The sequence below is a fragment of the Aeromonas sp. FDAARGOS 1411 genome, from assembly GCF_019047125.1.
Classification (GTDB): domain Bacteria; phylum Pseudomonadota; class Gammaproteobacteria; order Enterobacterales; family Aeromonadaceae; genus Aeromonas; species Aeromonas veronii.
Genome location: NZ_CP077214.1, coordinates 351,015 through 363,243 on the forward strand (window position 1 = coordinate 351,015; position 12,229 = coordinate 363,243).

The 12,229-nt window shown below is 56.8% G+C and carries 11 protein-coding genes; 9 read left to right on the top strand and 2 right to left on the bottom strand.

Annotated elements, in window-relative coordinates; genetic code table 11:
• Positions 1-301 precede the first annotated feature (301 nt).
• The 5 genes from I6L41_RS01560 (at position 302) to I6L41_RS01580 (ending at position 6,110) form a co-directional block, all read left to right on the top strand.
• Positions 302-1,540, top strand: coding sequence for a uracil-xanthine permease family protein (locus I6L41_RS01560; protein ID WP_108541026.1), 1,239 nt, complete (start codon positions 302-304; stop codon positions 1,538-1,540).
• 550 nt (positions 1,541-2,090) lie between these two features.
• The gene (locus I6L41_RS01565; protein ID WP_216961505.1) at positions 2,091-2,822 is read left to right on the top strand and encodes an ABC transporter substrate-binding protein; all 732 of its coding nucleotides are present in this window, start codon (positions 2,091-2,093) and stop codon (positions 2,820-2,822) included.
• A gap of 64 nt (positions 2,823-2,886) precedes the next feature.
• Complete coding sequence (locus I6L41_RS01570; protein WP_216961508.1) at positions 2,887-4,413, top strand: methyl-accepting chemotaxis protein; 1,527 nt, start codon at positions 2,887-2,889, stop codon at positions 4,411-4,413.
• A gap of 376 nt (positions 4,414-4,789) precedes the next feature.
• Entirely contained in the window at positions 4,790-5,581 is a 792-nt protein-coding gene (locus I6L41_RS01575; RefSeq protein ID WP_216961510.1) for a winged helix-turn-helix domain-containing protein, read from the top strand.
• Positions 5,582-5,591: 10 nt separating this feature from the next.
• Positions 5,592-6,110, top strand: a complete 519-nt coding sequence (locus I6L41_RS01580; protein ID WP_216961513.1) for a hypothetical protein — start codon at positions 5,592-5,594, stop codon at positions 6,108-6,110.
• On the opposite strand, the gene I6L41_RS01585 is transcribed toward I6L41_RS01580, so the two are convergent.
• Positions 6,100-6,519: a GNAT family N-acetyltransferase gene (locus tag I6L41_RS01585; RefSeq protein ID WP_216961516.1), complete on the bottom strand. Its 420-nt coding sequence runs from the start codon at positions 6,517-6,519 to the stop codon at positions 6,100-6,102. The genes I6L41_RS01580 and I6L41_RS01585 overlap by 11 nt on opposite strands.
• Positions 6,520-6,679: 160 nt before the next feature.
• Between I6L41_RS01585 and I6L41_RS01590 the strand changes: the two genes are divergently transcribed.
• The gene (locus I6L41_RS01590) at positions 6,680-7,180 is read left to right on the top strand and encodes an SRPBCC domain-containing protein (protein ID WP_005334766.1); all 501 of its coding nucleotides are present in this window, start codon (positions 6,680-6,682) and stop codon (positions 7,178-7,180) included.
• Between the two features lie 206 nt (positions 7,181-7,386).
• Here the strand turns inward: I6L41_RS01590 and glk are convergent, their stop codons facing one another.
• Positions 7,387-8,355 carry a glucokinase gene (glk, locus tag I6L41_RS01595; protein ID WP_005334764.1) on the bottom strand — a complete coding sequence of 323 codons (969 nt, stop codon included), beginning with the start codon at positions 8,353-8,355 and terminating at the stop codon, positions 7,387-7,389.
• 350 nt (positions 8,356-8,705) lie between these two features.
• Here glk and I6L41_RS01600 point away from each other — a divergent pair, with 350 nt between their 5' ends.
• The 3 genes from I6L41_RS01600 to I6L41_RS01610 all read left to right on the top strand — a co-directional run bounded on the left by I6L41_RS01600 (position 8,706) and on the right by I6L41_RS01610 (position 12,162).
• Positions 8,706-9,560, top strand: coding sequence for a MurR/RpiR family transcriptional regulator (locus tag I6L41_RS01600; protein ID WP_005334759.1), 855 nt, complete (start codon positions 8,706-8,708; stop codon positions 9,558-9,560).
• 163 nt (positions 9,561-9,723) lie between these two features.
• Positions 9,724-11,163, top strand: a complete 1,440-nt coding sequence (pyk, locus tag I6L41_RS01605) for a pyruvate kinase (protein WP_005353698.1) — start codon at positions 9,724-9,726, stop codon at positions 11,161-11,163.
• Positions 11,164-11,376: 213 nt separating this feature from the next.
• On the top strand, positions 11,377-12,162 hold the full coding sequence (locus tag I6L41_RS01610) for a hypothetical protein (RefSeq protein ID WP_216961519.1): 786 nt from the start codon (positions 11,377-11,379) through the stop codon (positions 12,160-12,162).
• The last annotated feature ends 67 nt before the right edge of the window (positions 12,163-12,229 follow it).

Sequence of the window (12,229 nt, forward strand, 5' to 3'; positions counted from 1 at the left end):
ACTCCTTGTCCATCTTGATTCACAGGATCCATTATAGAGCGCCCCCTGGCGGTGGCATCTTTGACCATGAACACAATAAACATGATGGAAAAACGATTGGCGTTCGTCACAATAATGCGTAAAATCGCATACTCGATGCTTGTAGCAACGAATCCCGCCTAAAAAGCCAGTTTCATGCCCTTCCCAAGCAGTAAAAGGTAACAGGTGACGTATTTGTGTTCATTTTGTGCCTTGAAAAAGTCTTGTGATGACTGAAAAGTGATAAATATCCCCATCAGTTATCAAAAAATTAAGGACATCCATGTTTTCCTTAGTCAAGCAAAGTGTCGCCGGGCTGCAAATCCTGTTTGTCGCCTTCGGTGCCATGGTTCTGGTGCCCCTGCTCACCGGACTGAACCCCTCCATGGCCCTGCTTGGCGCCGGTGTGGGCACCCTGTTGTTCCAGCTCTGCACCCGCCGCCAGGTCCCGATTTTCCTCGGTTCCAGCTTTGCCTTCATCGCCCCCATCATCTACGCCACCCAGACCTGGGGATTGCCATCCACCATGTTTGGCCTGTTTGCCGCCGGTTTCATGTATTTCATTCTGGCTGCGCTGATCCGGGCAAAAGGGATGGGGTTTGTGCACAAATTGCTGCCCCCGGTGGTGATTGGCCCGGTGATCATGGTCATAGGTCTTTCTGTGGCGCAGGTTGCCTGCAACATGGCGATGGGCCGTGCCGGTAGTGAGCAGGTGGTACCTGCGGGGACTGCGCTGACACTGGCCGGTATCTCGCTGGCGGTCACCCTGATTGCAGCTGTGTTTTGCAAGGGGTGGATCAAGCTGATCCCCATCCTGTGCGGCGTGATTGCCGGTTATGTCTCGGCGGTCTTCATGGGCCAGGTGAGTTTCGATGGCATGGTGAACGCCCCCTGGCTGGCGCTGCCCCACTTCGAAACCCCGGAGATCAACTGGGCTGCTGCGTTGTTCATGTTGCCGGTAGCCATCGCCCCCTGTATCGAGCATATCGGTGGCGTGTTGGCGATTGGTGGCGTGACTGGCAAGGATTACACCAAGGATCCGGGTTTGCACCGTACGCTGGCCGGTGACGGCATCGGCGTCTGCTTCGCCGGTTTCATCGGTGGCCCACCCGTGACCACCTACGCCGAAGTGACCGGTGCCGTGATGATCACTCGCAACTTCAATCCGGTCACCATGACATGGGCTGCGGTGTTTGCCATCATTCTGGCCTTCTTCGGCAAGTTCAATGCGCTGCTTACCTCCATCCCCATGCCGGTGATGGGCGGTATCATGCTGCTGCTGTTCGGATCCATCGCTGCCATCGGTCTCAAGACGCTGGTGGAATCCAAGGTGGATCTGGGACTGTCACGCAATATCGCCATCGTCGCCGTGACTCTGACCGTCGGTGTCGGTGCGCTGGAGATGAAGATTGGCGACTTCGCGCTGGCCGGTGTTGGCCTGGCTTCTGTTGCCGCCATCCTGCTCAACCTGATCCTGCCCCAACACTCTGAAGAGGGTGTGATGGACGCGGCCAAGGATTGAGTTTCACCAGACGTTCATCGTTGACTTGTAGAAGGCCACCTCGCGGTGGCCTTCTCTGTTTCGGTTCTCTCGCGCCACTTTTCGGCTATGCGGAGCTCGTCTGGAATCTAATTTGGAAGCAGATGAGGGGGTTAGCGCTCTCATTTGACGTATCTCTTTTCGTGACCTTAGCTAAAGGACAGGTTTGGCTCTGAGGTCTCCTCGAGCAGTATGGGAAAATGGATGTTGGCGTTTTCTATCATTTCTCTCCCAGACCCTGGTCATTAAACGATGCGCTTCTGCTTCGCCACAGCGCTGTTGTATGGCAGAGGTTTATCCGCCCCCTCCACACTCCCCTCATGCTGCCCTGGCATGTTTCCACCTCGATTTGTCGTGAGCCTCCCCCGCCGATTGCGTTTCGTTGCGCACTGGCAAAATCCGGATCTGTTTGCTGCTGCACATGGGTGGGCGGCGAGCCGTGAAAGCCGGCATGACCCCAGCGGGTCAGATGTGCACCGCCATCGGTAACGGCGGATGTTCAGGGATGAATGGCAAGCAAAGCGAGGTTGCAATGAACTATCAACTGCTGTGGAAAAGTGCAATTTTTTCAGTCTCTTCCATGATGGCGATAAGCGCAGTTCAGGCTGCGCCACTGAACGTGATGACCGAGGATTACCCTCCGTTCAACATGCAGGGGGAGGGGGGCAAGATTGTCGGGCTATCGACCGAGGTGGTCGAAGAGCTGCTCAAGCGTGCCGGCGTCGAATACAAGCTGACCCTGATGCCCTGGAAGCGGGCGTATGAAGATACCCTCAGCACTCCCAACACCGCACTCTACTCCACGACTCGTACCCCGGAGCGTGAGGCGCTGTTCAAATGGGTGGGGCCGCTGGTCAATAACAACTGGGTGTTCTTCTCCAGCTCGACGGCCAATATCACAGTCTCTTCACTGGAAGAGGCCAAGCAGTATTCGGTGGGGGGCTATAACGGCGATGCGGCCGCCGAATATCTCAAGGCCCAGGGATTTGCCAAGTTGCAGCTGGCTGCCAACGATACCGCCAACGTGAAGAAACTGGAGGCTGGCCGCATCGATCTCTGGGCAACTGGCCAATATCTGGCGCCCTATCTGGCCAGCAAGGAGAAAGTAGCTTCACCCAAGCCGGTCTTCGTGTTCAAGGAAACCCAGATGAGCTTGGCGTTTAACAAGGATACGCCCGATGAGCTTATCACCAAGCTTAACGAGATCCTCGCTGCCATGAAGGCGGATGGCACCATCGACAAGATCAATGCCAAGTACCAGTAACAGTACCAATAGCAAGTGCCGCTCAATGGCACTGCGCCGGCTGCCGTAAAACCGGGAGGAAACCATGGATTGGAAAAGTCTGACGTTCAGGATTGCCGTGTTGACCTCCCTGTCGGTGAGTCTGCTACTGGTGTTGTTTGGCGCTTACAACTACCACGCCGTCAAGGCGGAGAGCTACAGCAAACAGGCTCAGCTGGTCGAGCAGGCGATCAAGCGACTGCAGCTCTCCTTGCCTGGCCCTTTGTGGAATTATGAGTCGGCCTTTATCGAGGCATCGCTCAAATCCGAGCTGGCGGCCGATATGCTCAGCACACTGCTGGTGGTCAACAAGGAGAAGCTGGTGGCCGGGTTTGCCCGCGATGCAGCGGGCACTATTTCCCCTATAGCGGCCATACCCGCCGATACGGCGGCCTATGGGGGGTATGATCTGGTCTACGACGACAGCGGTCAGAAAAACACTGTGGCCCGATTGCTGGTACAAACCAGTGATGCCGCCATTCAGGCCCAACTGCGCCAGCAGTTGATCACCACCGTCTGGCAGATCCTAGTGCTCGATCTCTGCATCATCGCGTTGCTGATGGTGCTGATTCATCACAATGTGCTCAGGCCGCTCCATCAGATGAATCAGGCGGTGTTTGATCTGGCCAAAGGAGAGGGGGATCTGACCCGGCGTCTGAAGATCAGCCGCCAGGATGAGATGGGCGCGCTGGCCACCAACATCAACCACTTTATTGCCAAGTTGCAGGAGATGGTGGCGGAGATCAACGAGCTCTCTGCCGGTGTGTTGCAAACCGCCGAACTCTGTGACTCCCTCTCGGCAGATACCCGGGTAGGCAGTGACGCCCAGCAATCCGAGCTGGATCAGGTCGCTACTGCCATTACCGAAATGAGTCAGGCAGTGCAGGAAGTGGCTGGTAACGCGGTGAAAACCTCTGGCGCTACCGATGAGGCCAACCTCTATGTGGAGCAGGGTTACAATCTGGCGGGCCATGCCAATGAGGCCATCCATCAACTGGTGGGGGAGGTGGAGCGAGTCGCCACCCTGATGCGCACCCTTTCGACCGAGAGCAGCAGCATTGGCACCATCATCGAGGTGATCAACGGCATTGCCGAGCAGACCAATTTGCTTGCCCTCAATGCGGCCATCGAGGCGGCGCGGGCGGGTGATCAGGGGCGCGGTTTTGCGGTGGTGGCGGATGAGGTGCGCACCTTGTCGGGCCGTACTCGCCAGTCGACGGAGGAGATCAGCGCCAGTATCAAGCGGTTGCAGCAAGCGACCCAGAATGTCGGGGCCGGCATGCAACAGAGTCAGGAGAAGGCATCCCGCGCCGGCATCGAGGCGGCAGATGTGCAGATATCGGTGGAGAAAATTAAAAATCAGGTCAGCCTGATCCGCGAGATGAACATGTATATCGCCCAGGCATCGGAAGAACAACACTCGGTGGCAGAGGCGGTCAGCCATAGCGTCAACCGGATTGCGACCCTCAACAGCGAGAGTGCGGCCAGAGTGGCACAGGTTGCCGAGGCCAGTAGCGATCTGCGGCAGCTGTCGGCCCAACTCGACACCCTCCTCAAGCAGTTTCGGGTCTAGTCAGTTCACTTCGCCCCGTTGGATCATCCTGCGGTGCAGGCCAGTTCCCATTATTTTGAGGCGCGGCGAGATGTTGTGAGGGGCAAGGGGCCTTGTCCAGCAGAGCTTTTCGTCATGCCCATGTCACTGCTCAGCTGAGATTGGCGTGACCGCGATACGCGAAACTCGCAGCATCATGCTCTGCCCGATACGCAGTCCGACAGCGCTGGACGCATATTTTCATTTTCCCTGCTCATGCCTGCCTGCATCTATTGTGCCGCTGATCTCGACCCTTTAGAATTTCGTTTAATTACAGCGAGTCCTGAGCCGCCATCTGGCTTTATCAGGTGTGGAATCCCATCTTCTTCATGATGAATGCAAATAACAGGTGGTTGGTATGACGGGGGTTGCGCCAGGCAATAACATATCAGCCTATCACTTTGGTGATTATGTCTTTGATGTCAAAAGGCGAGAGCTGATCTTCTGTGCCGACAAGGACAACTTGCAAAGCGCCCGGGTGGTGCGCTTTTCATCGGCAGAGAGCCTCATTTTCAGCTATCTGCTCGATCACCATGACGAGGTGTGCGACAAGGATCTGTTGCTCGAAATCGGCTGGTTGGGTCGCCCCATCAGCCCCAACTCACTGAACGTGGCCATCGCCAATATTCGCCGCCACTTCGCCTCATCCCCCCAGACGCTGGATATCAGAAGTACCCCGAAAAAAGGGTACTCTCTGCATCTGAACTGCAAGATGAAGAGCTATTACGGCAAGGCACTGCCAACAGAGAGTGAGCCCTTGTCCGAGCCGATGAGCGAGCCCACGCCTGCAGTGGCTGCGCAGTCACCGTCGACATCACCAAGCTCCGACCACGAGGTCATCAAAGAGCCTGCTGCTCCCCGTTCTTTTGGTGAGCGCGCCAAACTTGCCTTTCTCAGCGGTATCGGGCGGCCAATGCTGGCAAGGGGCCTGATATACGTCAATCTGCTACTGGTTGTGCTGGTGGCGTTTGTCGCCAGCTATCTCCATTTCGAGTGGCTCCATGTGCACTGCACCGACTCGCCGACCGGCGTTGTTTGCCAGATGGAGGCACGGAGCGATGTGCCACCAGTCAAACCGGCATCGCTGGTGCTGGTCTCCGGCCACCAGGTTCGCATGCTCTCCTATAAAGAGCTCGAAAAAACGCTGTAAGGGATCTCTGATGAAACGAACGCTGAAAAATACCTTGCTGCTGTTGCCACTGCTTGTCGTGCTGCTGTTTGTGGTCGGGATGTTTATCAACAGTCTGGGCTGCCATTACGACCTGAGAATGTCGGCCAATGGAGTCAACTATCACGGGGTGTGCCGCTGGGGCAAAATCACCGTGATCGAAGAGGAGGAGGCGACCAGGGAGAAGTGGCGGGTGACCGGTTTTCAACTTACCTTCTTCAACCAGCTTGTTTACCTCATCGACAGTCGTACCCAACTGCACGAATCGGGTAACGATGACTCCTATCTCAATGAGTACAACCTGATCCAGTCGCAATATGCGCTGGTCAACTATGCCTGGGTGCCGCTGACTGAAAACAAGGTGGCGATCTTCCAGCGCGATCCGGTGCACGAGGTTGTGATTGCCCAGCGAGATGGCTGGTTCGATCTCTACCGCTGGTTCTTCCCCCCGGCACCGCTGGTGCCTGTTCAGCCGCAAAGCGCAGGTGCCGGGCGTCCCGCTAGCTTCTAAGCAACTTGCACCAGGGGCCGGTGATATCGCAGTGGCCTGTCTCATCACTGTTTTGCCAGCCCAGCCTATGGTAGAAGGCTACTGCCGCCGTGTTGCGGGTCGCAACCTTGAGCGAGCCGTGCGGCGAATCAGCGAGGCCCCGCTCCAGCAGGGCGCGCCCGATCCCCTGGCCGTGCCAGTCGCTTGACACATAGAGGTGATGGACGAAGTGATCGGGCTGCCAGATGGCGATAAAGCCGCAGATATTGCCCCCCTGCTCGGATACCCACACCTGTTCACCTTTGGTCTGTTCCTCGAAATCCTCGAGTTGGAAACGGGCGGGATCGACCCAGTGAAAGGTGTGGCGGCGGCTTTTCAAAAACAGCCGAGCCAGTTGTGGAATGTCGTGTTCTTCCATGAGCCGGATCATGATGCCCTCCCGGATCAAGCCAATGTTCATTGAGGCAGCTGCACAGCGGCAGGTTAATCGATGCAAATGACAAGGGTGTGATTAAGCACTGTCCATTGTATTTGCCATGGGGCTATACTGCCGGAGTCCCTTGTATGGATGGCTTGAGGATCGCTGATTTATGGACAATAAACTGATTGAAGGCAACATTTTTGTTCCGGCGCACATAGACGATGTCTGGCACGCCTGGACTACCGAAAGCGGTCTGCGCAGTTTTCTGGCTCCCGAATGTTTGATGGTGGCCGAACCGAATGGTCCTTTCGAGATCTACTTCAGGCCCGATGCCCCGCTGGGTGAACGTGGCAGCGAAGGGTGCCGGGTCATGGCCGTCATGCCCTATGACCTGCTCAGTTTCAGCTGGAATTTCCCGCCCAGCCTACCCCATATCCGCCAGCAAAAGACCCAGGTTTGCCTGCGATTTGTGCCGGAAGGGCAGGGCACTCGCCTCTACTTCCTCCAGAGCGGTTGGGCCAATGATCCGGATTGGGATCAGGGTTATGCCTATTTTCGGGAAGAGTGGCTGGAGACCAGCCTGCCACGGTTGCAGTACCGTTTTACCCACGGTCCCATCGACTGGAACAATCCGCCAGACAAGGCGCAGTTGAAGGCGCTGGCCCAGTAATCCCGGATATTCAGACATAAAAAAAACCGGCCAAAAGGCCGGTTGAAACAGTTCAGGCTTGTCAGGTGACAAACGTATCCAGCGGATGAGAGTCGCTTTCCACTCCTTGTGAAGCACAACACTCTTGGTTACGTGCGGCTACTTTATGCCATTCACACTGAATCGAGGCTGAACCATGGATGATCCCGCCTCATTCCCCTCTTCAATCAGATTGTGATCCCCATCGACTGCCGCAAGTAAGCGCCCGCACCGAGCAGCCCCGGCCCTTCATGGGTGATCAGGAACACCGGGATCTCCTTGAGATAGGACTTGAAGCGCCCCTTGTCTTCAAAGGCGACCCGGAAACCGGAACCGGTAAAGAACTCCTGGAAGCGCGGCACTATGCCACCTGCGATATAGACGCCGCCAAAGGTACCCATATTGAGGGCCAGATTGCCGGCAAAGCGGCCCATCAGCACGCAGAACAGGCTCAGGGTGCGACGGCAATCGAGGCACTCCCCGGCCAGTGCGCGCTCGGTAATGTCTTTGGGGGCAAACGGCTCTGGCTCACGGCCATCGGATTTCACCAGCCCGCGATAGAGATTGACCAAGCCCGGGCCGGAGAGGAAACGCTCTGCCGAGACATGGCCCAATTCGCCTCGCATCACCTGCAGCACTGCATCTTCCTCTTCGGTGTTGGCAGCAAAATCCACATGACCACCTTCACCCGGCAGGCTCAGCCACTGCTCACCCGCCTTGACCAGATGGGCGACCCCAAGGCCGGTGCCCGCACCATAGATGGCGATGGGCTTGCCCGCTACCGGCGCGGCGCCGCCAAGCTGGATGCGATCCGATTCAGCCAATACCGGCACCGCCATCGAGACCGCAGTAAAGTCGTTGATCACTTGCAGGCGTGCCAGCCCGAGATTGCTCTGCATCTCGCTGATGGAGAATTCCCAGCTGTGGTTGGTCATGGCAACCCAGTCACCGTTGATGGGGCAGGCGATGGCGATGCAGGCTTCAGCCACCTGAACCTTGTGTTCCTCCAGATAGAGGCGTACCACGGCTTCAAGGCTGGGGTGGGCCAGACCTGAGTAGGTCTTTGCCTGAGAGATAGTACCGGTGGCCAGCTCACACAGGGCCAGACGCGCATTGGTGCCGCCGACATCGCCGACCAGCGCATGGGTATGCTGCATAACAACTCCTTCGTTACAGGATGGGGACGACTCTGGTGTCCCGAGATTATTGTTGGATTATGACGGCCCATTCTATCCGAGCTCAGGCTTGCTCACCCGCCGGATCGATACAAACGTGCGCCTGCTCACAGTGTTGTTGCTTTGCAACATTTGTAAGCGCTTTCATGGCTAGGTGACGTTTTGTAACGAAAAGTACGAAATAATTAGAGATGAGTCATACTTTGTATGGCAGGCGTTAGTTGCGATAACCGCTTGTCTTGTATAGTCCTTAGCTTGAATGGAAACTTGCTTAGCCGTAGATTGAGTGCAAAGACACTGAAGCTAAATTACAAAAACGCCTGGTGGTGATGATGAATACCCTTGATAAAATTACGAACAACTTGGAAAGTTTCAGTAAATCAGAACGCAAGGTTGCCGAGGTGATCCTGGCGTCTCCCCAGACCGCCATCCACTCCAGCATCGCCGCTCTGGCCAAGATGGCCGATGTCAGTGAACCGACCGTCAACCGCTTTTGCCGCCGTCTCGATACCAAGGGCTTTCCTGATTTCAAACTCCATCTGGCCCAGAGCCTGGCCAATGGCACCCCTTACGTAAATCGTCATGTGGAAGCGGAAGATGGGCCTGATACCTACACCGCCAAGATCTTCGAATCCACCATGGCTTGTCTGGATGCCGCCAAAAACAGCCTGGATATCTCTGCCATCAACCGCTGCGTCGATATCCTGACCCAGTCCAAGAAAATCAGCTTCTTCGGCCTTGGTGCCTCCTCCGCCGTTGCCCGCGATGCCCAGAACAAATTCTTTCGCTTCAACATTCCGGTAGTGAGCTTTGACGATATCGTCATGATGCGCATGAGCTGCATCAACAGCAGCGAAGGGGATGTAGTGGTGCTGATCTCTCACACCGGTCGCACCAAGGCGCTGGTCGAAATCGCCGCGCTGGCTCGCGAGAACGACGCCACCGTGATCGGCATGACCGCCAAGGACTCCCCGCTGGCCCGCGAGTGCAATCTGGTGCTCTCCATGGATGTGCCGGAAGATACCGATGTCTATATGCCGATGGCATCCCGCATCGCCCAGCTGGCGCTGGTGGATGTGCTGGCGACCGGGTTTACCCTGCGCCGGGGGATGAAATTTCGCGAAAATCTGAAGAAAGTAAAAGAGGGATTGCGCGAATCCCGCTTCGAAACCCCGCACTCTTCCTGAACCGTCGGGGGCTCCGGCCCCCGACTGTCTATGCCACCCGCCTTGGTGTAGTATTGTAATTTAATAACAAAAACCACCCAGATGGTTTGTAAACGGGTGCATCGAGCCATGGGCTTGATGGGGCAGAATCTCAAGTCATATCAACTTCATATTGGAGTCTTTCATGCCTAGACGTACAAAGATTGTAACCACACTCGGTCCGGCTACCGACCGCGAAGGGATCCTAGAAGGGATCATCCGCGCCGGGGCCGACATGGTGCGGATGAACTTCTCTCACGGCACTGCTGAAGACCATATCCTGCGCGCCAATCAGGTGCGTGACATTGCTGCCAAGCTCGGTCGTCACGTCGCCATCATGGGTGATCTGCAAGGCCCGAAAATCCGTGTTTCCACTTTCAAGGATGGCAAAATCTATCTGGCCATCGGTGACAAGTTCATTCTCGACGCGGCGCTCGGCAAGGGTGAAGGTTGTCAGGAGCAGGTCGGTATCGACTACAAGAGCCTGCCAGACGATGTGGTGCAGGGCGACATCCTGCTGCTGGACGATGGCCGTGTGCAGCTGAAGGTCGAGCAGGTTGAAGGCACCCGCATTCACACCACGGTGACCGTGGCCGGGCCGCTCTCCAACAACAAGGGCATCAACAAGAAAGGGGGCGGTCTCTCCGCTCCGGCCCTGACCGAGAAAGACAAGGAAGACATCAAGACTGCTGCCCGCATGAATGTGGACTATCTGGCTGTCTCCTTCCCGCGCTGTGGCGATGATCTGCGTTACGCCCGCGAGCTGGCCCGCGAAGCCGGTTCCAATGCCAAGATCGTGGCCAAGGTTGAGCGCGCCGAAACCGTCGCCACCGATGAGGCGATGGAAGACATCATCCTCGGTTCCGATGCTGTGATGGTCGCCCGTGGCGATCTGGGTGTCGAGATCGGTGACCCCGAGCTGGTTGGCGTACAGAAGAAGCTGATCCGCCACTCCCGTCGTCTCAACCGCGTGGTGATCACCGCCACCCAGATGATGGAGTCGATGATCAATGCGCCGCTGCCGACTCGTGCCGAAGTGATGGACGTGGCCAACGCCGTGCTGGATGGTACCGATGCGGTGATGCTCTCCGCCGAGACTGCTGCCGGTCAGTTCCCCATCGAGACCGTGACCTCCATGGCGAGCGTCTGTGTCGGTGCCGAGAAGCATCCGAGCCTGAACGTCTCCAACCACCGCATGAGCTACACCTTTACTTCCGTTGAAGAAGCGGTAGCCATGTCCACCATGTATGCGGCCAACCACCTGGAAGGGGTCAAGGCGATCGTCGCGCTGACCGAGTCCGGTACCACTCCGCTGCTGATGTCCCGTATCAGTTCCGGTCTGCCGATCTTCGCCATGTCTCCCCACAACAAGACCCTGGCCTGGACCAACCTCTACCGTGGCGTTACTCCGGTGATGTTTGACGGTGACGAGACCAAACCGGTCTACGAAGTGTGCCGCGACGCGCTGGCCGTGCTCAAGGATAAGGGGCTGTTGCAAAGCGGTGACATGGTGCTGCTGACTCACGGTGACAAGATGGAAACCGTGGGCAGTACCAACACCTGCAAGGTGATGATGGTCGAATAAGCCCGTCCGGTTTTACTGTGCTTAACAAGGCTGCTCCTCTTTGATGAGCAGCCTTTTTGTTAACCGCTGTCGGGCTGTGGCGGTATAAACAGGACTCAATGATTGCTTAACCGGATTCCCCTTCCGATAATGCGGGAGTGATTTTCAGCGGGTAGCCTGTTGTAGGTGATCGCCCCAGGTAACCCAGACACTCGACAATACGGGAGTGAAAAAATGAACAAGCGTAACTGGTTGCTGGCCTTGTCACTGAGTCTGGCCTTCTCACCCTGTTATGCCGACTGGGCCAAGCTCAAGGCCGCAGCGTCCGATTTGGGAGCGGCAGTGAGCGAGACCAGCAAGGAGGTGTGGCAGGATGTCAGCGATTTCTCCAAGAAGAGCTGGGCCTCCATCTCGGCCTGGGGGGAGGATGCCTTCAATACCGCCGGGGTCTGGACCGACAAGAGCATCGCGACCGGCAAGGAGTGGCTGAAGGCGGCCGACAAGGAGCTCAACGAGATGCTCAACCCCAAGACGGCGAAAGAGGCGAGGATCGCGCTCAATACCATGGCCGACACTGCGCTGATCCGGTTGTTCAACGAGCAGCCATCAGCCAAGTTGTTGTTTGACAAGGCTTATGGCTATGCAGTGTTCGATTCGCGCAAGTTCTCCCTGATGCTGCATACCAATCAGGGGGCCGGGGTGGCGGTCAATCGCAAAACCGGCAAGCACACCTATATGAAGATGTTTGGTGCGGGTCTGGCGGCCGGGATTGGCGGCAAGTTCTATCAGCAGGTGATCCTGTTTGAAGACAAGGCCAGATTCGATGCCTTCGTGACCAAGGGGTGGGAAGCCACCTCCGAAGTGGGCGTGGTGGCCGGCAAGGAGAGCGCCGAGCTGACCGCCAAATACAATGGCGGCATGGCGATCTACCAGATTGGCGAGAAGGGCCTGCTGCTCGATGCCAATATCTCCGGCTCCAAATACTGGATTGACAAGGACTTGACTGAAACGGGCCGCTAATCCCGCCGTTATCGGTTGCTCACTGCACGCCATACGCTTGTCGTGATCTCGCCAACAGGCCCGCAGT